23 protein-coding genes are annotated in these 21,250 nt (G+C 65.2%); 18 read left to right on the forward strand and 5 right to left on the reverse strand.

The genetic code is table 11. The annotated features are described in order from the left end of the window. Positions 1-23: 23 nt before the first annotated feature. The 4 genes from WFQ67_RS11335 to flgA form a co-directional block, all read right to left on the reverse strand. Positions 24-773: a flagellar brake protein gene (locus WFQ67_RS11335; protein WP_213625485.1), complete on the reverse strand. Its 750-nt coding sequence runs from the start codon at positions 771-773 to the stop codon at positions 24-26. Between the two features lie 84 nt (positions 774-857). Then, complete coding sequence (locus tag WFQ67_RS11340) at positions 858-1,325, reverse strand: flagella synthesis protein FlgN (protein WP_337056920.1); 468 nt, start codon at positions 1,323-1,325, stop codon at positions 858-860. Between the two features lie 49 nt (positions 1,326-1,374). After that, positions 1,375-1,725 (reverse strand): flagellar biosynthesis anti-sigma factor FlgM, encoded by a 351-nt coding sequence (flgM, locus tag WFQ67_RS11345; RefSeq protein WP_337056922.1) that lies wholly within the window; start codon positions 1,723-1,725, stop codon positions 1,375-1,377. Positions 1,726-1,879: 154 nt separating this feature from the next. Continuing rightward, positions 1,880-2,566: a flagellar basal body P-ring formation chaperone FlgA gene (gene flgA, locus WFQ67_RS11350; protein WP_442969586.1), complete on the reverse strand. Its 687-nt coding sequence runs from the start codon at positions 2,564-2,566 to the stop codon at positions 1,880-1,882. Positions 2,567-2,721: 155 nt separating this feature from the next. Between flgA and WFQ67_RS11355 the strand changes: the two genes are divergently transcribed. Further along, positions 2,722-3,654, forward strand: coding sequence for a chemotaxis protein CheV (locus WFQ67_RS11355; protein ID WP_111260926.1), 933 nt, complete (start codon positions 2,722-2,724; stop codon positions 3,652-3,654). Positions 3,655-3,697: 43 nt separating this feature from the next. After that, a complete protein-coding gene (gene cheR / locus WFQ67_RS11360) occupies positions 3,698-4,525 on the forward strand; it encodes a protein-glutamate O-methyltransferase CheR (RefSeq protein WP_173177708.1) in 828 nt (275 codons plus the stop codon). Between the two features lie 71 nt (positions 4,526-4,596). Here cheR and WFQ67_RS11365 read toward each other — a convergent pair whose 3' ends face one another. After that, positions 4,597-5,022, reverse strand: a complete 426-nt coding sequence (locus WFQ67_RS11365; protein WP_173177710.1) for an organic hydroperoxide resistance protein — start codon at positions 5,020-5,022, stop codon at positions 4,597-4,599. Positions 5,023-5,349: 327 nt separating this feature from the next. Between WFQ67_RS11365 and flgB the strand changes: the two genes are divergently transcribed. The 16 genes from flgB to pseG all read left to right on the forward strand — a co-directional run bounded on the left by flgB (position 5,350) and on the right by pseG (position 21,238). Next, a complete protein-coding gene (flgB, locus tag WFQ67_RS11370; RefSeq protein ID WP_213625481.1) occupies positions 5,350-5,754 on the forward strand; it encodes a flagellar basal body rod protein FlgB in 405 nt (134 codons plus the stop codon). Between the two features lie 14 nt (positions 5,755-5,768). Continuing rightward, a complete protein-coding gene (gene flgC / locus WFQ67_RS11375) occupies positions 5,769-6,221 on the forward strand; it encodes a flagellar basal body rod protein FlgC (RefSeq protein WP_173177714.1) in 453 nt (150 codons plus the stop codon). A gap of 20 nt (positions 6,222-6,241) precedes the next feature. After that, the gene (flgD, locus tag WFQ67_RS11380) at positions 6,242-6,928 is read left to right on the forward strand and encodes a flagellar hook assembly protein FlgD (protein WP_213625479.1); all 687 of its coding nucleotides are present in this window, start codon (positions 6,242-6,244) and stop codon (positions 6,926-6,928) included. Between the two features lie 33 nt (positions 6,929-6,961). Continuing rightward, a complete protein-coding gene (flgE, locus tag WFQ67_RS11385) occupies positions 6,962-8,275 on the forward strand; it encodes a flagellar hook protein FlgE (protein ID WP_173177716.1) in 1,314 nt (437 codons plus the stop codon). A 218-nt stretch (positions 8,276-8,493) separates the two neighbouring features. Beyond that, complete coding sequence (locus WFQ67_RS11390) at positions 8,494-9,234, forward strand: flagellar basal body rod protein FlgF (RefSeq protein WP_173177718.1); 741 nt, start codon at positions 8,494-8,496, stop codon at positions 9,232-9,234. A gap of 46 nt (positions 9,235-9,280) precedes the next feature. Further along, a complete protein-coding gene (flgG, locus tag WFQ67_RS11395) occupies positions 9,281-10,066 on the forward strand; it encodes a flagellar basal-body rod protein FlgG (RefSeq protein WP_111260919.1) in 786 nt (261 codons plus the stop codon). A 20-nt stretch (positions 10,067-10,086) separates the two neighbouring features. Then, positions 10,087-10,800 carry a flagellar basal body L-ring protein FlgH gene (gene flgH / locus WFQ67_RS11400; RefSeq protein WP_021220622.1) on the forward strand — a complete coding sequence of 238 codons (714 nt, stop codon included), beginning with the start codon at positions 10,087-10,089 and terminating at the stop codon, positions 10,798-10,800. 7 nt (positions 10,801-10,807) lie between these two features. Next, positions 10,808-11,917 (forward strand): flagellar basal body P-ring protein FlgI, encoded by a 1,110-nt coding sequence (locus WFQ67_RS11405; RefSeq protein ID WP_416367176.1) that lies wholly within the window; start codon positions 10,808-10,810, stop codon positions 11,915-11,917. A 10-nt stretch (positions 11,918-11,927) separates the two neighbouring features. After that, positions 11,928-13,136: a flagellar assembly peptidoglycan hydrolase FlgJ gene (flgJ, locus tag WFQ67_RS11410; RefSeq protein ID WP_337056925.1), complete on the forward strand. Its 1,209-nt coding sequence runs from the start codon at positions 11,928-11,930 to the stop codon at positions 13,134-13,136. A 9-nt stretch (positions 13,137-13,145) separates the two neighbouring features. Beyond that, positions 13,146-15,170 carry a flagellar hook-associated protein FlgK gene (gene flgK / locus WFQ67_RS11415; protein ID WP_337056927.1) on the forward strand — a complete coding sequence of 675 codons (2,025 nt, stop codon included), beginning with the start codon at positions 13,146-13,148 and terminating at the stop codon, positions 15,168-15,170. Positions 15,171-15,182: 12 nt separating this feature from the next. Further along, entirely contained in the window at positions 15,183-16,487 is a 1,305-nt protein-coding gene (flgL, locus tag WFQ67_RS11420; RefSeq protein ID WP_213625475.1) for a flagellar hook-associated protein FlgL, read from the forward strand. A 192-nt stretch (positions 16,488-16,679) separates the two neighbouring features. After that, entirely contained in the window at positions 16,680-17,675 is a 996-nt protein-coding gene (gene pseB, locus WFQ67_RS11425; protein WP_337056929.1) for a UDP-N-acetylglucosamine 4,6-dehydratase (inverting), read from the forward strand. 2 nt (positions 17,676-17,677) lie between these two features. After that, entirely contained in the window at positions 17,678-18,835 is a 1,158-nt protein-coding gene (gene pseC / locus WFQ67_RS11430; RefSeq protein WP_337056930.1) for a UDP-4-amino-4,6-dideoxy-N-acetyl-beta-L-altrosamine transaminase, read from the forward strand. Between the two features lie 12 nt (positions 18,836-18,847). Then, complete coding sequence (locus WFQ67_RS11435; protein WP_213625472.1) at positions 18,848-19,468, forward strand: pseudaminic acid biosynthesis-associated methylase; 621 nt, start codon at positions 18,848-18,850, stop codon at positions 19,466-19,468. Further along, positions 19,465-20,169, forward strand: coding sequence for a pseudaminic acid cytidylyltransferase (gene pseF, locus WFQ67_RS11440; RefSeq protein ID WP_213625471.1), 705 nt, complete (start codon positions 19,465-19,467; stop codon positions 20,167-20,169). The genes WFQ67_RS11435 and pseF overlap by 4 nt, the downstream gene beginning before the upstream one ends. Position 20,170: 1 nt before the next feature. After that, positions 20,171-21,238, forward strand: a complete 1,068-nt coding sequence (gene pseG / locus WFQ67_RS11445; protein WP_213625470.1) for a UDP-2,4-diacetamido-2,4,6-trideoxy-beta-L-altropyranose hydrolase — start codon at positions 20,171-20,173, stop codon at positions 21,236-21,238. Positions 21,239-21,250: the final 12 nt, after the last annotated feature.

Below are 21,250 nucleotides of genomic sequence, written 5' to 3' on the forward strand. Positions count from 1 at the left end.
CGCGAGGCGAGCGGTGCGACTGGCTAGAACAGGTCGTCCTTGTCGAAGCGCCGGGCTTCGCGCTGCAGCTGGTAGACGAAGCGTTCGATCAGGCGCTGTTCCTGGCCGCTTGAGCGGTAGAAGCGCATGCCGACGAAGGTCATGTCGAGCTTTTCGTCGTAGCTGGCGTGGCGCAGTTCGACGGCGGCGACCAGGGTGCCGACCGGCAGCTGGGCGCTGAAGCGTTCGTAGACCTGGCCGGGTTGCAAACGGCTGGTGAGGTCGCCCGGGAAGCGCAGCTTGCAGCCGGTGGCGGAGATATCCAGCATGTGCCCGGGCAGGCCCTTGGGCAGCTTGTCGCCGGCCAGTTCCACCACCGCCAGCTGGCTGAGCATCAGCGGGGCGCGGAAGGCGTTGCGACGCTGGTGGTAGATCACCTCATCGGGGAGCGGGCACCAGTAGCAGGCGTCACCTTCGAACTCCCCGACACGCACGGGCTGTGGACATTCCCAGGCGATGCGCACGCCGTCGCGGAAACCTTCCAGGCGGAAGCTCTCGCCGTTGCGCAGGAATCGTTCACCGTCGTTTGGGATCATCTCGTCGAGGGCCAGCATCTTCTTGTCCTTGTCGATCTCGACGAGGTAGGTCTGGAAGCGCTGGCTGCGCTCGTTGAAGGTGATGATCAGCGGGTCGTGGTTTTGCTGCAGCAGACGAAGATTGGCAAGGATCTCCACCGGCGCCTTGAGCACCTTGGGTGGTTGGGGGCCATCTTCTTCGATAAACGCATTGGACACGGTCCAGGACTCTCCAAGCACGAATGACTTCCGGCACTAGCATACTGGCATCGTGCCGGTAATGTCGTCGTACCCTTATTGTTATCAGGCCTGGCTGAGCGGGCGCTGTCGCGGGATTTTAGCGGCACCACCACGGCTGTCATAGAGGCTGGGAGCATCCTGACCACGCAGAATCGCCAGGGTGCTGCCAACGGAGGCCTGATTCGCTCGAATCAGCCGGCCATTGCGCTGGTTGGCGGTCTGGCACTGCTCGAGCACGGCGCTCAATTCCTCGCTGCGGGCGATCAGGTCGGCCCCCAGCGGCGAGGTTTTGGCGAGCCTGTGCAGGCCGGAACGGTCGGCGGTCAGGTCCAGCGCGAGGAGGGCTTCGGTGCGCTCTTTGCCATGGGCATCGAGCAGGGCGAGCAAGGGCTGCTTGTCGGCGAGGATCTTTTCGAGATGGCCCAGGTCACGCTCGGTGAGGGCCTTGAATTCGGTATCGATCAGCTCAAGCAGACGCTGGGCGTGGCCGATATCGTTGGTGAACAGGTCGAGCAGGATAGTGTCTTGCATCGCGGGCTCTGGGGATTGGGCGTCCAATGTCCCCAGCGCTGCCATGGGACTAGCGCTGGGATTCGAAGTCGAGCAGTTTGCTGGCCACGCGCTGACTGTCTACCTGATAGGAGCCGTCGGCAATGGCCTGTTTGATTTTTTCGACGCGCTCCTTGTCCACGGTGGGCAGGTCACGCAGTTTGTCGGTGGCTTTCTGCAGGTTCTGCGCATCGCTGCTGAGCTGCACGTTCTCACCGGTCTTGGCGGTCTTGGCGGTCTTGGCCGCGTCGGTGGTGGCAGCCTGCGACGGAGTCGTCGAGCTGGAGACGGCTTCGTTCTTGCCGCCGGCCTGGGCGTTGCTCGTACGGCCCGTACCGGGCGGCGTAGCGGCGTTATTCAGCCGGTTGAAGTCGATGACCATGATGCAGAACCTCTGGGTGTTTGGACGCTTACCGACGCTATCGGCCATGCCTAATGAAACTTTAGGCAAATTTCCGGACTTTTTTTCCGGGCCTGGAAGTGACGTCGGAACGGCACTTTACACGACATGACGTATGTACATACAAAACCCGTGCCTACATTGAGACTTCGACCTGGCCCGGGCCTACCACCCGAGCTTTGACAACGCGCTTGGACTGCAGGTTGCGCACTCTTATCTGCTGCCCCGGCGAGCCATCGGTCAAGGCCTCGCCGGGCATGCGCACGCTGATGCTGCTGCTCCTGGCGGTGATCACCACCTGGTCGCCCTTGCGGATCACCTCGGCGGTCTCCAGGTGCACCGGCGCCAGCACCTGGTCGGCGACCACGGCGCGGGTCAGCTTGAAGCCCTCGGCCTGTGCGGGGTCGGTGAGGTAGCCCTGGTTGAGCAGGCCCACCTCGCGTTCCACCAGGTTGTAGTCATCCGAGGTGACGACCGCCCCCCTGCGCAACGGACGGGCTACTACTATTACTTCCCGGAACAGCCGCACCTGCGCGGGGACGTAGATGCTCCACGGCGTGCTGCCTTCGCAGCGCACGCTGACGGTGACCCGGCCGATGGGTTGTGCCGGGCTTTCCAGTGCGACCGTCAATTCCCTGTCGCAGGCGGCCAGACGCAGGCGCGGGTCGAGACGGTTGATCTGAATGTCGTAACGACCCTGGATATTGTTGGTCTGCAGATAATCCTCCACCGTGAACTCAAGAAAGCCTTGGGTGGAGCCGATAAGGACTTCGGGCGAAGTGAGTTCCTCAGCCGAGGCGCCGTTATGGCCGAGGCCGAGCAAAACAAGTAAAAGAGCCTTAAAAAGATGGCGGCGTTGTGCCATCGTGTGTCGGAAAATCGTCGTCATAGCGTTCATATCAAGATCAAAAGCAAGGCCCGTGCCGCCTGCTACTCTAAGGCGAAGCGTGCTGAAGCTAATAACGGGAGAGTCCTGGCATGGCCGGTGTATTGGATTCGGTTAACCAGCGTACGCAACTGGTCGGTCAGAACCGGCTGGAGTTGCTGCTGTTCCGGCTGGATGGGACCCAGCTCTACGGGATCAACGTGTTCAAGGTGAAGGAGGTGCTGCAATGCCCCAAGCTCACCATCATGCCCAAGTCGAGCCCTGTGGTCCGCGGCGTGGCCAACATCCGCGGGGGTACCATTCCCATCCTCGACCTGGCCATGGCCACCGGTCGACGTGGGCTGGATGACCTGAAGAACAGCTTCGTCATCATCACGGAATACAACACCAAGGTTCAGGGTTTCCTGGTGCGCTCGGTGGAGCGCATCGTCAACATGAACTGGGAGGAGATCCATCCGCCACCCAAGGGGACCGGTCGTGAGCACTACCTGACCGCGGTTACCCGGGTCGACAAGAACCTGGTGGAGATCATCGACGTGGAGAAGATCCTCGCCGAGGTCGCACCGACTTCCGAAGTCATTTCCGAGGGCGTGATCGACCAGAACACCCAGGCCAGTGCCGTCACCAAGCGGGTGCTGATCGTCGACGACTCGTCGGTGGCCCGCAAGCAGCTGATCCGCTGCCTGGAGACGGTGGGCGTCGAGGTCACGGCGCTCAACGACGGCCGCCAGGCGTACAACTACCTGCACGACATGGTCGAGCAGGGCAAGGCGCCGGAGAAGGAGTTGCTGATGATCATTTCCGACATCGAGATGCCGGAAATGGACGGCTACACGCTGACGGCGGAGATCCGAGGCGATGCGAGAATGCAGAAACTGCACATCCTCCTGCATACTTCGCTCTCCGGCGTGTTCAACCAGGCGATGGTGAAGAAGGTCGGCGCGGATGATTTCCTCGCCAAGTTCCGACCCGACGATCTGGCGGCGCGGGTGATCGAGCGGATCAGAATCGCTGATGGCGGCTGAGGGATGACTCCCCCAGGAAACAGATATGAATGAGGCGGGCCTAGTGTCTTCAGGTAACTTGGATTTCGAGCAGTTCCGGACCTTCCTGGAAAAAACCTGCGGCATCCTGCTGGGAAGCAACAAGCAGTACCTGGTATCCAGCCGCCTTAACAAGCTGATGGAGCAGAACGGCATCAAGACCCTGGGGGAGCTGATCCAGAAGATCCAGGGTTCCCCCCGTGGCGGCCTGCGCGAGCAGGTCGTCGATGCCATGACCACCAACGAGACCCTGTGGTTTCGCGACACCTATCCCTTCGAGGTACTGAAGAGCCGGGTGCTGCCGGAGATGATCAAGGCCTCGCCCAACCAGCCGCTGCGCATCTGGTCGGCAGCCAGTTCGTCCGGGCAGGAGCCGTTCTCCCTGTCCATGGCGATCGACGAATTCGAGAAGACCAACCTCGGCCAGCTCAAGGCCGGCGTGCGCATCGTCGCCACCGACCTGTCCAGCGCCATGCTCGCCGCCTGCAAGGCCGGCGAGTACGACAGCCTGGCGATGGGGCGCGGGCTCTCCCAGGAGCGCCTGACCCGTTACTTCGACCCCAAAGGGCCGGGGCGCTGGGTGGTCAAGCCGGCGATCCGCAACCGTGTCGAGTTCCGCCCGCTGAACCTGCTGGACAGCTACGCGGCACTGGGCAAGTTCGACATCGTCTTCTGCCGCAACGTGCTGATCTACTTCTCCGCCGAGGTGAAGAAGGACATCCTCACGCGCATCCACGCCACGCTGAAACCCGGTGGCTACCTGTTCCTGGGTGCGTCCGAGGCGCTCAACGGCCTGCCGGACCTGTACCAGATGGTGCAGTGCAGCCCGGGGATCATCTACAAGGTCAAGTGACCCGCGGATGAAATGAGGAAGGGAGGCGAAAGCCTCCCTTTTCATTTGTGTCGCGGCGGTGGCGCGTGCCCTCAAACCAGCGTGCGGGTCACATTGATGTTGCCCTGGGTCGCGTTGGAGTAGGGGCACACCACGTGCGCCTTGTCGATCAGGTCCTTGGCCACGGCCTTGTCGACGCCCGGCAGGGAGATGCGCAGCTCCACCTCGATGCCGAAACCGGTGGGCAGCGTGCCGATGCCGACGATGCCTTCGATGGACGCGTCGTCCGGCAGGGCGACCTTCTCCTTGCCGGCCACGAACTTGATGGCACCGAGGAAGCACGCCGAATAGCCGGCCGCGAACAACTGCTCGGGGTTGGTTCCTTCACCTCCCGGCCCGCCCAGTTCCTTGGGCGTGGTCAGCTTCACATCCAGTACGCCATCGGACGAAACGGCACGGCCTTCACGGCCGCCGTAGGCTTCGGCGTAGGCGCGGTACAGGGCTTTTTCGATGGGCATTTCGATCTCCTCGGGTTCGTCGATCAAGGGGCGATGGCGGCGTTGCGCAGCGGCTGCCGCCAAGCGGAAACCAAAGCCTAGACCACGTGGGCAAAAGGAGAGGGCAGGGCGGCGATCACCGCTGGCGGCCATTGCCGCCCAGCGGCAAGATCGCCCATCCGCGTTGCCGTCGGCACCGGCAAAAGCGGTAATGCCTTGCCGTTGCCGCTTCGATTGCCGCTCGGATTTATCTCAAGCCATTGAAAATAAAGGGTTTTAAAAGTTGGCACAGCCTTTGCTGAATGTCAGGCAGACAAACCGAACTGCCACTCGGCAAAGGTCAGAGACATGAGCATCAGCTTCGAAAGCGCCCTTGGCATCCATGAAAAGGCCCTCAGCTTCCGCACCCAGCGTGCCGAAGTGCTGGCCAACAACATCGCCAACGCCGACACGCCCAACTACAAGGCGCGTGACCTGGACTTCAAGGCCGTGCTCCAGCAGCAGGTGGAGAACAGCAAGGGCACCTTCCATGCCAACCTGACCAACGAGCGCCACATCGCCGCCGAAGGCGCCAGCCTGTTCGACGAAAGCCTCAAGTACCGGATTCCGTTCCAGCCCTCGATCGACCAGAACACCGTCGACCTGCAGCAGGAACAATCGACCTACACCGAGAACTCCATGCAGTTCCAGGCCAGCTTCACCCTGCTCAACAGCAAGTTCAAAGGGCTGGTCAGCGCCCTGCGCGGCGAATAACGGAGATCACCACCATGTCACTGTCCAGCGTCTTCAACATTGCCGGCACCGGCATGAGCGCCCAGAGCACTCGCCTGAACACCATCTCCAGCAACATCGCCAACGCCGAGACGGTGTCTTCCAGCATCAACCAGACCTACCGTGCCCGTCACCCGGTCTTCTCGACCATGTTCCAGAGCCAGCTCAACAGCGAGGGCGGCAGCAGCGGCTCGCTGTTCGCCGGCGAGGACGAATCCGGTCGTGGCGTGCAGGTGCTCGGTGTGATCGAAGACCAGAGCGCCCTGACTCCGCGCTACGAGCCGAACCACCCGGCCGCCAACGCCGATGGCTACGTGTACTACCCCAACGTCAACGTGGTGGAAGAGATGGCCGACATGATTTCCGCCAGCCGCGCCTTCCAGACCAACGTCGAAATGATGAACACCGCCAAGCAGATGATGCAGCGCGTGCTGACCCTGGGTCAGTAAGGCGCGAGTGAGGGAACAAGATGAGCGTTGACAGCGTAAGCGGAACTTCGAGCAGCTCGGTCCTCGACCAGTACAAGCTCAAGGACAACGACAAGACCAAGGACAGCTCGCTGGGCAAGGACCAGTTCCTGCAGCTGCTGGTGGCCCAGATGAACAACCAGAACCCGCTGGACCCGCAGACCAACAGCGAGTTCGTGGCGCAGCTGGCCCAGTTCAGTACCGTGGAAGGCCTCGACAACCTGAATACCAGCGTCGAGAGCATCCTCTCCAGCACCCAGTCCTCGCAGGCGCTGCAGGCGTCCTCCCTGGTCGGCCGCAAGGTCATCGTCACCACCAACAAGGCGGTGGTGGACACCAGCGAGACCATGAAGGGCAGCATCAACCTCACCGGCGCCAGCACCAACGTCTACGTCAACGTGCTGGACAGCAAGGGCAACACCGTCAACCGCATCAACCTGGGCGCCCAGAATGCCGGCCAGGTCAGCTTCATGTGGGACGGCAAGGATTCGAGCGGCAACGTCGCGCCGAACGGTACCTACACCTTCCAGGCCGAGGCGGCCATCGACGGCAAGACGGTGGCGATGTCCACCAACCTGCCGGCGAACGTGGACAGCGTCACCCTCGGCCTGAATGGCGCCGAGATGACGCTCAACCTCGCCGGGCTGGGCAGCGTCGCACTCTCCAAGGTCAAGGTCATCGGTCAATAATCGTCGGCGGCGCCGGCGTTACAGGAGCATCCCATGTCGTTCAATATCGGACTCAGCGGCATCCGTGCCGCCTCCAGTGACCTCAATATCACTGGCAACAACATCGCCAACGCCGGCACCGTCGGCTTCAAGCAATCCCGTGGCGAGTTCCAGGACCTGTACTCGGCCTCCGTGCTCGGTTCCGGCAGCAAGACCATCGGCAGCGGCGTGCTGCTGGGCAACGTCGCCCAGCTCTACAACCAGGGCACCATCGACTACACCGAGAACGCCCTCGACCTGGCGGTGAACGGCAACGGCTTCTTCATCACCAGCAACAACGGCGCCATCAGTTACACCCGCGCCGGCTACTTCGGCACCGACAAGAACGGCTACATCGTCGACAACAACGGCTATCGCCTGCAGGGCTACTCGGTGGATGCCAATGGTGCGCTGCAGAGTGGCGTGGTCGGCGACCTGGTGATCCAGACCAACAACCAGCAGCCCAAGGCCACCACCACCATCACCCAGCCGTTCAACCTCAACTCCACCAACACGGTGCCGACCAAGACGCCGTTCGACCCGGCCGACCCGACCACCTACAACTCGTCGACCTCGGTGAACATCTATGACGCCCAGGGCAACGCCCACGTCATGACCCAGTACTTCGTCAAGTCGGCCACCCCGGCCAACTCCTGGACCATGAACGTGCTGATCGACGGTCGCAACCCGACCAACCCGGCCAGCACCGCGCCGATCAGCACCACGGTGGGCTTCACCAGCTCCGGCCAGCTCGACACCAGCACCTTCACCGGCACGGGCGGCTTCACCGTCAACGCCGACGGCACCCTGGGCATCACCGGTTGGGTGCCGGCGCAGTCCAACGGCGCCACTCCGCCGGTATGGAGCGCCAACGGCGCCGCCGCCGCGCCGACCATCAGCTTCGATATCCGCGGCTCGACCCAGTTCTCCAGCGCCTTCGCGGTGACCAAGGTCGCCCAGGACGGCTACACCACCGGCCAGCTGTCGGGCCTGGAGATCGACGACGAGGGCAACATCTTCGCCCGCTACACCAACGGCCAGTCGAAGATCCAGGGCCAGGTGGTGCTGGCCAACTTCGCCAACGTCCAGGGCCTGACCCCGGTGGGCAAGACCTCCTGGGTGCAGTCCTCCGAATCCGGCGAGCCGGTCATCGGCACCCCGCGTTCCGGCACCCTGGGCGCCCTGCAGTCCGGAGCGCTGGAGGCCTCCAACGTCGACATCTCCACCGAGCTGGTCGACCTGATCGTGGCGCAGCGCAACTACCAGGCCAACGCCAAGACCATCGAAACCGAGAACGCGGTCACCCAGACCATCATCAACCTGCGTTGAGTGGTGCTTGCCGCCCGGGTCATCGGGCGGCAAGGACCTTGCCGCTGGCGGCAGCCCCTCGCCGCCACGGCATTCGAAGGCCCCTTGCTCGGGCCTTTTTCTTTTGTATTTTTCCTTATGTATCAGTGGCTTGTACTGGTTTTTCCGTTTCTGGCACAGCAATTGCTGAATAGCTTGCAAAGAGTCAGCGGGCGTCAAAAGCCCACTCGGAGAACCCCATGGACAAGATGCTGTACGTCTCCATGTCAGGCGCCAGCCAGAACACCCTGGCCCAGCGCGCCCACGCCAACAACCTGGCGAACATTTCCACCACGGGCTTTCGTCGCGACTACGAGCAGGCCCGTTCCATGCCCGTGTTCGGCGACACCTTTCCGGCGCGCGTCTACGCCATGAGCGAGCGCCCCGGCACCGACTTCACCCCGGGCTCAATGCAGGAAACCGGTCGCGACCTGGACATCGCCATCGGTGGCCAGGGCTGGATCGCCGTGCAGTCGGGCAACGGCAGCGAAGCCTATGTGCGCACCGCCAGCCTGCAGGTCGACGCCCTCGGCCAGCTGCGTACCGGCGACGGTTTGCCGGTGATCGGCAATTCCGGTCCCATCGCCATCCCGCCGGAACAGAAGGTGGAGATCGGCGCCGACGGCACCATCAGCATCCGTTCCCTGGGGGAGGCCCCGAACGTGATGGCCCAGGTCGACCGCATCAAGCTGGTCAACCCCGATCTCAAGCAGCTGGAAAAAGGCACCGACGGCCTGATGCGCCTCAAGAGCGGCCAGCCCGCGCCGGTGGATGGCGCCGTCCAGGTGACCTCCGGCTTCCTCGAGGGCAGCAACGTCAACGCGGTGGAAGAGATGACCGCGATCCTCTCGCTGTCGCGCCAGTTCGAACTGCACGTGAAGATGATGCGCACCGCCGAAGACGATGCTTCGGCGATGGCACGGGTCATGCAACTCAGCTAATTACCAGTACGCGGCGCCATGAAACCGGCGCCCGAGGAGAACGAAGATGCTTCCGGCACTCTGGGTCAGCAAGACGGGCCTCGCGGCTCAGGACATGAACCTGACCACCATTTCCAACAACCTGGCGAACGTATCGACCACGGGTTTCAAACGTGATCGCGCCGAGTTCGAGGACCTGCTGTACCAGATCCGCCGCCAGCCCGGCGCGCAGAGCACCCAGGACAGCGAACTGCCCAGCGGCCTGCAGCTGGGTACCGGTGTGCGCATCGCCGGCACCCAGAAGATCTTCACCCAGGGCAGCCTGCAGACCACCGAGCAGCCGCTCGACCTGGCGGTGAACGGCCGTGGCTTCTTCCAGATCCTGATGCCGGACGGCACCGTCGCCTACACCCGCGATGGCAGCTTCCACCTGAACTCCGACGGCCAGGTCGTCACCTCCCAGGGCTACCCCCTGGAGCCGGCGATCGTGCTGCCGGCCGAGGTGCAGACCTTCACCGTGGGCGAGGACGGCACCGCGTCCGTCACCACCTTCGGCAACCCGACGCCGCAGGTGATCGGCAATATCCAGACCGCCGACTTCGTCAACTACGGCGGCCTGCAGGCCATCGGCAACAACCTGTTCCTGGAGACCGCCTCCAGCGGTGCGCCGCAGGTCGGCACCCCCGGTCTGACCGGCCTGGGCAACGTGCTGCAGAACACCCTGGAGAACTCCAACGTCAGCGTGGTCGAGGAACTGGTGAACATGATCACCACCCAGCGCGCCTACGAGATGAACTCCAAGGTCATCTCCACGGCCGACTCGATGCTCGGATTCCTCTCGCAGAACCTGTAATACCCTCGAGGTAAGTTGTCATGAACCGGCTGATCCTTCCCGTCTCGCTGCTCGCCGCCCACCTGCTCACCGGGTGCGTCGCGCCGGCCGCCAAGCCGAACGATCCCTATTACGCCCCTGTCCTGCCGCGCACGCCCATGCCCGCCGCGCAGAACAACGGCTCCATCTATCAGGCCGGCTTCGAAACCAATCTCTACGACGACCGCAAGGCGTATCGTGTGGGTGACATCATCACCATCACCCTCAACGAGCGTACCCAGGCCAGCAAGAACGCCACCTCGCAGATCAAGAAGGACAGCACCGCCAACCTCGGGCTGACCTCGCTGTTCGGCGGCGGCGTGCGGGTCGACAACCCCAGCACCGGCCTCAATCCGCTCAAGGCGGAGAACCTGTCCATGGACGTCGGCTACAGCGGCACCCGCGACACCAGCGGCAACTCCCAGGCGGGGCAGAGCAACAGCCTCAGCGGCTCGATCACCGTCACCGTCTCCGAAGTGCTGCCCAACGGCATCCTCGCCGTGCGCGGCGAGAAGTGGATGACCCTGAACACCGGCGACGAACTGGTGCGCATCGCCGGCCTGGTCCGTGCAGACGACATCGGCACCGACAACAGCGTCTCCTCCAACCGCATCGCCGATGCGCGCATCACCTATTCCGGTACCGGCGCCTTCGCCGATGCCAGCCAGCCAGGATGGTTCGACCGCTTCTTCATGAGCCCGCTGTGGCCGTTCTGAGCAGGTGATCGCGAAGATGAAACGACTGACCGCTGCCCTCTGCCTGTTGCTCGCCGCCACAGCCGTCCATGCCGAACGGCTGAAGGACCTGGCGAGTATCCAGGGCGTGCGTAACAACCAGCTGATCGGCTACGGCCTGGTCGTGGGCCTCAACGGCACCGGCGACCAGACCACCCAGACGCCCTTCACCCTGCAGACCTTCAACAACATGCTGGCGCAGTTCGGCATCAAGGTGCCGGCCGGCTCCGGCAACGTGCAGCTGAAGAACGTAGCGGCAGTGTCCATCCACGCCGACCTGCCGCCCTTCGCCAAGCCCGGCCAGGCCATCGACGTCACCATCTCGTCCATCGGCAACGCCAAGAGCCTGCGCGGCGGCAGCCTGCTGATGGCGCCGCTGAAGGGCATCGACGGCAACGTCTACGCCATCGCCCAGGGCAACCTGGTGGTCGGCGGCTTCGACGCCGAAGGCAGCGACGGCTCGAAGATCACCGTCAACGTTCCGTCGTCCGGCCGCATCCCCGCGGGCGCCACCGTCGAACGTCCGGTGCCGAGCGGGTTCGACCAGGGCAACACCCTGACCCTGAACCTCAATCGCCCGGACTTCACCACCGCCAAGAACATCGTCGACAAGCTCAACGAGCTGCTCGGCCCGGGCGTCGCCCAGGCGCTGGACGGCGGCTCGGTGCGCGTCACCGCGCCGATGGACCCGAGCCAGCGCGTCGACTACATGTCGGTGCTGGAGAACCTCGAAGTGGAAGCCGGCCAGGCGGTGGCCAAGGTCATCATCAACTCGCGCACCGGCACCATCGTCATCGGCCAGAACGTCAAGGTGCAGCCGGCCGCCGTCACCCACGGCAGCCTCACCGTGACCATCACCGAAGACCCCATCGTCAGCCAGCCCGGCGCCCTGTCCGGCGGGCAGACCGCCGTGGTGCCGCGCTCCAAGGTCAATGCCGACCAGGAAGCCAAGCCGATGTTCAAGTTCGGCCCCGGCACCACCCTGGACGAGATCGTCCGCGCGGTGAACCAGGTGGGCGCCGCTCCTTCCGACCTGATGGCCATCCTCGAGGCGCTCAAGCAAGCCGGCGCCCTCCAGGCCGACCTGATCGTGATCTGAGGAGGCGGCCATGGACTCCAGACTCTCGGCAGGTATAGGCGCAGGCAGCCCCGTCGATACCGGCGCGTACACCGACCTCAACCGCATGGCCCAGTTCAAGGTGGGCAAGGATCGGGACAGCGACGCGAACATCAAGAAGGTCGCCCAGGAATTCGAGTCGCTGTTTTTGAACGAGATGATGAAGGCCATGCGCTCGGCCAACAATGTCTTCGCCGAGGGCAACTTCCTCAACAGCAACGAGAGCAAGACCTACCAGGACATGTACGACCAGCAGCTGGCCGTGACCATCTCCAAGGGGCAGGGCATCGGCCTGTCCGACGTGCTCACTCGCCAGTTGACCAAGAACAAGGGCGTCTCCAAGTCCACCGGCCCGAATCCCTTCGCCCAGGTGGCCGAGACCAATGGCATCAGTTGGCCGCAGAAGGGCAGCAGGATCGAGGCACCGGCCGATGGCCGCGACGACTCCAAGCTGCTGGCGATGCGTCGCATCAGCCTGCCGAGCAAGCTCACCGACCGCCTGCTGGCCGGCATCGTGCCCTCTGCCAGCGCTGCCGACGGCGCTGCCCAGGCGCCGGCGCAGAGCCAGGCCCTGGCCGGCTCCGACTGGCTGCCGGCCAAGTCCTATGGTGCGCCCGAGACCAGTGCCAACCGCATTGCCGGCAACGACGCCGTGATCGGCCGGCGCATCGCCCAGCCGCCGCTGGCGCCGGGCAAGTCCGCGTTCAACTCGCCGCAGGAGTTCATCGACACCATGCTGCCCATGGCCCAGGAAGCGGCGAAGAGCATCGGCGTCGATCCGCGCTACCTGGTGGCCCAGGCGGCCCTTGAGACCGGCTGGGGCAAGTCGATCATCCGCCAGCAGGACGGCAGTAGCAGCCACAACCTGTTCGGCATCAAGTCCCACGGCTGGGACGGCCAGTCGGCCCGCGCCCTGACCACCGAATTCAAGGACGGCCAGGCCGTCAAGGAAGCGGCATCGTTCCGCGCATACGATTCCTATCAGCAGAGCTTCCACGATTACGTGAACTTTCTGCAGGGGAACGATCGATATCAAGAGGCACTGGAAGTAACCGACAAGCCTGAGCGTTTCGTACGCGAACTGCAGCAGGCCGGCTACGCGACCGACCCGCAGTATGCGCGCAAGGTCGCCCAGATCGCCCGGCAGATGCAGACCTACCAGGCTGTAGCGGCCGGCGAGTCGACGGTGCCCCGTTCATGAGGATGAGACATGGCTGACCTGTTATCCATCGGGCTGTCCGGGCTGCGCACCTCGCAGACCTCCCTGACGGTGACCGGACACAACATCAGCAACGTGAACACGCCGGGCTATTCGCGCCAGCAGGCCGTGCAGCAATCGAATATCCCGCAGTTCACCGGCGGCGGCTACATCGGCTCCGGCAGCCAGGTGGTCGACGTGCGTCGCCTGGCCAGCGAATTCCTCACCTCGCAGCTGCGCACCGCCACCAGCCAGAACAGCGAGCTGCAGACCTTCAAGAGCCAGATCGAACAGCTCGACGGCCTGCTGTCCAATACCACCACCGGCATCAGCCCGGCGCTGAAGAGCTTCTTCACCTCGCTGCAGACCGCCTCCCAGGACCCGTCCTCGGTGGCCGCGCGCGAGGCGGTGCTGTCCCAGGCCAAGGGCCTGGCGGACACCTTCAATACCCTCTACGACCAGCTCGACAAGCAGAACAGCCAGATCAACGACCAGCTCGGCGCGCTGACCACCCAGGTCAACTCCCTGGCCGCCAACGTCGCCAACTACAACGACGCCATCGCCAAGGCCCGCGCCAGCGGCGCCGAGCCCAACGACCTGCTGGACGCCCGTGACGAGGCCATCCGCCAGATTTCCGAGATGATCGGGGTCAAGACCCTGGAGCAGAGCGACGGCAGCGTCAGCCTCTTTGTCGGCACCGGGCAGCCGCTGGTGGTGGGCAACACCGCCTCCACCCTGCGGGCCAAGCCCGGCGTCGACGACCCGTCGCGCTACCAGATCGACCTGGTCACAGGCGGCGTCTCGCAGACCATCACCACGCAGATCTCCGGTGGCGAGATGGGTGGCCTGCTGGCCTACCGCGACACCGCGCTGGACCAGTCGTACAACGCCCTGGGCCAGCTGGCGATCACCATCTCCGACACCATCAACAAGCAGCTGGGGCAGGGCCTGGACTCCGCCGGTCGTGCCGGCAGCCCGCTGTTCGGCAACATCAACGACCCGCAGTCGGCGTCGTTGCGGGTGCTGCCGAACGTCAACAACACCGGCACCGCCAACGCCACGCTGAACATCACCAACACCAGCAGGCTCGGCACCAGCGACTACCGCCTGGATTTCGACGGCACCAACTACACCGCCACGCGCCTGTCGGACAACGCGCCGATGACGGTCAGCGTCACCGGCACCGGCCCCTATACCCTGAGCTTCGCCGACGCGGCGGGCAACGACCAGGGCTTCCAGGTGCAGCTGGACTCGCTGCCGGCGGCCAATGATCGCTTCACCCTGCAGCCGACCCGGCGTGGCGCCACTGATTTCGAGAGCGTGCTCAAGACCTCCGACCAACTGGCCTTCTCCGGCTCGGCGCGGGCCGAGGCGACCACCAACAACCGAGGCACCGGCACCATCAGCCAGCCGGCCCTGACCAGCGGGCCCTCGCCGATCGACGTCACCGACCTGCAGGACCTGTTCGGCGCCAGCGGCATCGCGCTGACCTTCGATGCGGCCACCAACACCCTAAACGGCACCCTGCCGGCCGGTGCCACCCTGAGCTATGTGTCGCCGTCCACCACGGCGCTGACCCCGGGGCAGACCAACACCCTGCGGCTGAACTACACCGACCCGTCGACCAACAACAGCTACACCTACGAATTCACCATGGGCGGCACCCCGCAGAGCGGCGACAGCTTCAGCCTGGCCTTCAACAACAAGGGTACCGGTGACAACCGCAACGCCCTGGCCCTGGTCGGCCTGCAGACCAAGCCGGTGGTCGGCAACGGCAGCACCGGCGCCACCTATACCGATGCCTATAGCGGACTGGTGGAGCGGGTCGGTTCGCTGACCGCGCAGGTGCGGGTCAACTCCGATGCCAGCGAGGCGGTGCTGAGCCAGGCGCAGGAGAACCGCGACTCGCTCTCGGGCGTGAACCTGGACGAGGAGGCGGCGAACCTGATCCAGTTCCAGCAGTACTACAACGCCAACGCCCAGGTCATTCAAGTTGCGCGCGCGCTGTTCGATACACTCATAGGCGCCTTCAATTGAGGCTGATGTGAAATGAGAATCTCGACTATCCAGGCTTTCAACAACCAGGTCGCGGGCCTGCAGAAGAACTACGCGAACGTGACCCGGACCCAGGAGCAGATCAGCACCGGCAAGCGCATCCTCACGCCCGCCGACGATCCCGTGGCCTCCGTGCGCCTGCTGCAGTTGAGCCAGGAAGAGGCGCTCAACGCCCAGTACAAGTCCAACATCACCGCCGCGAAGAACAGCCTGAACTCCGAAGAGAGCATCCTCACCTCCGTCGGCAACGTGATGCAGCGCATCCGCGAGATCGCCGTCGAAGCGGGCGACGGTGCCCTGGACTCCACCGACAAGGCCTCCCTGGCCACCGAGTTGCAGCAGCGCGAAGACGAACTGATGAGCCTGCTCAACAGCAAGGACGCCAGCGGCAAGTACCTGTTTTCCGGGTCCCAGGCCGACACCCAGCCCTTCGTGCGTAATGCCGATGGCACCTACAGCTACCAGGGCGACGAAGGCCGGCGCGAGGTCCAGGTGGCCAGCAGCAACTTCCTGGCCCTGGGCGACAACGGCAAGGACCTGTTCGAGAACGTCTTCAACGCCAACCGCGTGACCACCTCCAAGAGCGCCACGGGGACCGGCAGCACCGCGACCATTTCCCAGGGCCTGGTCGTCGACAAGACGGACTACGACACGGTCTTCCCCTCCAGCAACCCGCCGGCGGCCACCGACGCCATCGGCATCCACTTCCTCGATGCCCAGCGCTATGTGGTCTACGACCCGGCCACCCTGCCGGTCGGCTATGACTGGACCACCTACAACCCGGCGACCCCGCCGGCCGGGCAACTGGCCACCGGTGCCCTGGACACCAACTCGCAGACCTCCGATTTCATCACCTACGGTGGTGTCAAGGTCCAGATCGACGGTGCGCCGGCGGCCGGTGACGACTTTGCCGTCAACCGCAAGCCGGACGCCGAGAAACGCAGCCTGCTCAACGTCGTCTCCGACCTGCGCAAGGCCCTGCAGTCGTCCTCCGATACCCCGGCAGGCAACCGGCAGATCCGCGACGCCGTGGCGATCGCCACCTCCAACCTCGACGCCGTCAACACCAAGGTGCTGGCGGTGCAGGGCTCGGTAGGGGCACGCCTGAACACACTGGATTCGACCGAAGGCTTCGTCGACGATGTCAGCCTGGTGAACAAGTCCGTGCAGTCGTCGCTGGAGGACCTCGACTATGCCGAGGCCCTGTCGCGCCTGACCATGCAGTCCACCATCCTCCAGGCCGCGCAGCAGAGCTACGTGAAGATCAGCGGCCTGAGTCTGTTCAACTTCCTCAACTGACTCGTCCGCCGCGCCCGTCGCGCGCGGCGCCAATCCCTCCGTCTCCTTGCCGGGCCTCCTTGCATTTCAACGGGTTGGCACCATGCTTGCTTTGGGTCTCGACATCAAAAGCGAGCGCCATAAAACTGTCAGCGATAAAGGCAGCGCGTTCATCCGGCGCAGGGCCGGCTGACATGGGCAGGGGAGAGCAGCATGTTCGATGGCAAGTCCGTATTCGTTTCCGGGGGCACCGGCTCGTTCGGTCGCGCGTTCATCCGTACCCTGCTGGCGCGCTACCAGCCCAAGCGGGTTGTGGTGTTCTCCCGCGACGAACTCAAGCAGTACGAGATGCAGCAGGAGTTCAACGCCCCCTGCATGCGCTATTTCCTGGGTGACGTGCGCGATGCCGAACGCCTGCAGCAGGCCATGCGCGGCATCGACCTGGTAGTCCACGCCGCTGCGCTGAAGCAGGTGCCGGCCGCCGAATACAACCCCACCGAATGCATCCGCACCAATGTCAGCGGCGCCGAGAACATCATCAACGCGGCCTTGGCCAATGGCGTGCAGAAGGTCGTGGCGCTGTCCACCGATAAGGCCTCCAGCCCGGTCAACCTCTACGGCGCCACCAAGCTGCTCAGCGACAAGCTGTTCGTCGCCGCCAACAACATCACCGGTGACCACCAGACCCGTTTCGCCGTGGTGCGCTACGGCAATGTGGTCGGCTCCCGGGGTTCGGTCCTGCCGTTCTTCCGCAAGCTGATCGCCGAAGGCGCCCGCGAGCTGCCGATCACCGACCCGCGCATGACCCGCTTCTGGATCACCCTCGACGAGGGCGTCGACTTCGTCATGCGCAGCTTCGAGCGCATGCACGGCGGGGAACTGTTCGTGCCCAAGATCCCCTCTGCGCGCATCACCGACCTGGCCGAGGCGCTGGCGCCCGGCATGCCGCACAAGCAGGTGGGTATCCGCCCGGGCGAGAAGCTGCACGAAATGATGATCTCCCGCGATGACAGCACCCACACCTTCGAATTCGACCGGCACTTCGTCATCGCCCCGTCGATCACCTTCAACACCCAGTACGACTACGCCCGCGATGGCCTGGGTGGCGTCGGTGTGGCGGTGGAGGAGGGCTTCGAGTACGTCTCCGACAGCAATCCCCACTACCTGAGCGTGCCCGAGCTGCGACAGCTGGCCGACGCCTGGGCCTGACCATGATTCCCTACGGTCGCCAGAACATCAGCCAGGCCGACATCGATGCGGTGGTCGACACCCTGCGTTCCGACTGGCTGACCCAGGGCCCGGCCATCGAACGCTTCGAGCAGGCCGTCGCCCAGCGTTGCCAGGCCGCCCACGGCATCGCCGTGAGCAACGCCACCGCAGCCCTGCACATCGCCTGCCTGGCCCTCGACCTGGGGCCGGGCGACCGCCTCTGGACCAGCCCCAATACCTTCGTCGCCAGCGCCAATTGCGGCCTGTACTGCGGCGCCCAGGTGGATTTCGTCGACATCGACCCGGCGACCCTCAACCTCGATGTCGCCCAGCTCGACGCCCGCCTTCAGCGCGCCGAACGCGACGGCACCCTGCCCAAGGTGGTGGTTCCCGTCGCCTTCGCCGGACAGAGCTGCGACATGGCACGCATCGCTGAACTGGCGCGACGCTACGGCTTCCGCGTGATCGAGGACGCCTCCCATGCCATCGGCGCCAGCTACGGCGGTCGCCCGGTGGGCTGTTGCGAGCATGCCGACATCACCGTGTTCAGCTTCCACCCGGTGAAGATCATCACCACGGGGGAGGGCGGCCTGCTCACCACCAACGACCCGCGGCTGGCCGAGCGCCTGCGCCGCCTGCGCAGCCACGGCATCACCCGTGACCCGGCGGCGATGACGGGCCCGAGCGAAGGCCCCTGGTACTACCAGCAGCTGGAACTGGGCTTCAACTACCGCATGACCGACCTGCAGGCCGCCCTCGGCCTGTCCCAGCTGCAACGCCTGGATGCCTTCGTCGCCCGTCGCCGGCAACTGGTGGCCCGCTATGGCGAGCGGCTCGCCGACCTGCCGCTGGAACTGCCGCAGGTGCAGGCGGGCGCCGAGCCGGCCTGGCACCTGTACCCGGTGCGCCTGCGCCTGGAGCGCCTGCAGCACGGCCACCGGGCGATCTTCGAAGCACTGCGCGGTGCCGGCATCGGCGTCAACCTGCATTACATCCCCGTGCACCTGCAGCCCTACTACCGGCAGCTGGGCTTCGCCCCGGGCGACTTCCCCGAGGCCGAGCGCTACTACGCCGAGGCCCTGAGCCTGCCGCTGTTCCCCGACCTGACCGACGAGCAGCAGGACCAGGTGGCGAGCACCCTCGCCAGCGTCCTGCAGTGACTGGAGAAACCCGTGCGTGAGCTGACCGAGCAAGAACGATTCTGGCAAGGCGAGTTCGGCGACCAGTACGTCGACCGCAACGACGGCGAGGTCCACGTCGCCAACGTCACCGCCTTCTTCGCCCAGGCCCTGCGCCGCGCCGGGCGCATCGACAGCGTGCTGGAGCTGGGCACCAACCGCGGCCTCAACCTGCGCGCGCTGAACCGCCTGTTCCCCGAGGCGACGCTGCTGGGCGTCGAGCTCAACGCCAAGGCCCGCGACATCGCCCAGGCCCTGGGCATCGCCGATATCTGGCAGGGCTCTCTGTTCGACTACCCGGTGCAACAGCCCGTGGACCTGGCCTTCACCCGGGGCGTACTCATCCATCTGCCGCCGGAGCTGCTGCCCCAGGCCTATGCCAAACTCCATGAGGCCAGCCGCCGTCACGTGCTGATCGCCGAGTACTACAGCCCCGCGCCGGTGGAGATCAGCTACCGGGGCCATGCGGGCAAGCTGTTCAAGCGGGACTTCGCCGGCGAGATGCTCGACCTGTACCCCGACCTGCAGCTGGTCGACTACGGCTTCGTCTATCGGCGCGACGTCAATTTCCCGACCGACGACATCAACTGGTTCCTTCTGGAAAAACGCCCATGAGCAAGGTCGCCATCATTCCTGCCCGCGGAGGCAGCAAGCGGATTCCGCGCAAGAACGTGAAGCTCTTCCAGGGGCAGCCGATGATCACCTACTCGATCCGCGCCGCCCTGGCCTGCGGGCTGTTCGAGCGGGTGGTGGTCAGCACCGACGATACCGAGATCGCCGACATCGCCCTGGCCCATGGCGCCGAGGTGCCCTTCGTGCGTCCGGCGTCGCTGGCCGACGATCATGCCGGCACCGTCGAGGTGATCCAGCACGCCCTGCGCGAGCTGGCCGCCGCCGGTTACCAGCCCGACTACACCTGCTGCCTCTACGCCACCGCGCCCCTGGTGCTGCCGGAGAAGCTCGTCGAAGGCTTCGAGCTTCTGGCCGCGCGCCCGGACAAGGATTTCGCCTTCACCGTCACCGACTTCGCCTCGCCGGTGCAGCGCGCCCTGCGGGTGAATGCCGACGGCGGCGTCGAGTCGCTCTACCCCGAGTTCTACGAGACCCGCTCCCAGGACCTGGAGCGCGCCTACCACGACGCCGGCCAGTTCTACTGGGGGCGCAGCGCCGCCTGGAACGAGGGCAAGGCGATCCACGCCGCGCATTCGCTGCCGCTGATCCTGCCGCGCTACCTGGTGCAGGACATCGACAGCCCCGAGGACTGGCACCGTGCCGAACTGATGTACGCGACCCTGCTGCTGGAGGGGGACATCTGAGATGCGCGTGCTGTTTCGCGTGGATGCGTCGCCCGTCATCGGCAGCGGCCACCTGATGCGCTGCCTGACGCTGGCCCGCGAACTGCACGAGCAGGGCGCCCACCTGAGCTTCGCCTGTCGCGGCCTGGAAGGCGCGCCCCTGTCGCTGGTGCCGGCCGAGTACGAACTGCTCGAGCTGCCGGCACGCTATGCCGGCGAGCGGGCGGCCGGCACCGCCGAGGCACGGATCGACAACCTCGCCGACGCCGAGGCGTTGCATGCGCTGCTGGGCGAACGCCATTTCGACTGGTGCATCGTCGACCACTACGGCCTGGACGCCGAGTGGCACGGCCTGGCTCGTCGCCATGCGCGGCGGGTCATGGTGCTGGACGACCTGGCCAACCGCCCGCTGGACTGCGACCTGCTGCTGGACCAGGGCCTGCACGCCGAGCCGGACGTACGCTATGCCGGCCGCCTGGCGGACGCGGCGACCCGCCTGTTCGGCCCCACCCATGCGCTGTTGCGCGACGAGTTCCTGCTGGCCCGCGAGCAGGTCGCCCCGCGTACCGGTGAGCTGGAACGCGTGCTGGTGTTCTTCACCGGCGGCGACGACCAGGGCGAGACGCTCAAGGCCCTGCAGGCGCTGGCCGGCTGGCGGCCGTCACTGCAGGTGGACGTGGTCATTGGCCAGGGGCACGCGGACCGGCAGGCGCTGGACGCCCTCTGCGCCGCCCACGGCTGGCGCCTGCATTGCCAGATCGACTACATGGCCCGGCTGATGGCCGAGGCCGACCTGGCCATCGGCGCCGCCGGCTCGTCGTCCTGGGAGCGTTGCGCCCTCGGCCTGCCGGCGCTGGTGGTGGTGCTGGCCGAGAACCAGCGCGAGCTGGCCAGGGGGTTGCACGAACTCGGCCTGGCCATCGACCTGGGCGAGCACGCCCGTGTCACCCCCACGGACTACCGGCGCGCGCTGGACGGCCTCGATGCCGAGCGGCTGCGCGGGCTTTCCCAACGCGCCTGGGACCTGGTCGACGGCTTCGGCGCCGTCCGGGTCTGCCGCGCCCTCCTGGATGCGTCGGTCGGCTCCTGAGCCGTCCGCAGA

Source organism: Pseudomonas sp. USHLN015 (assembly GCF_037153275.1).
Lineage (GTDB): Bacteria > Pseudomonadota > Gammaproteobacteria > Pseudomonadales > Pseudomonadaceae > Metapseudomonas > Metapseudomonas tohonis.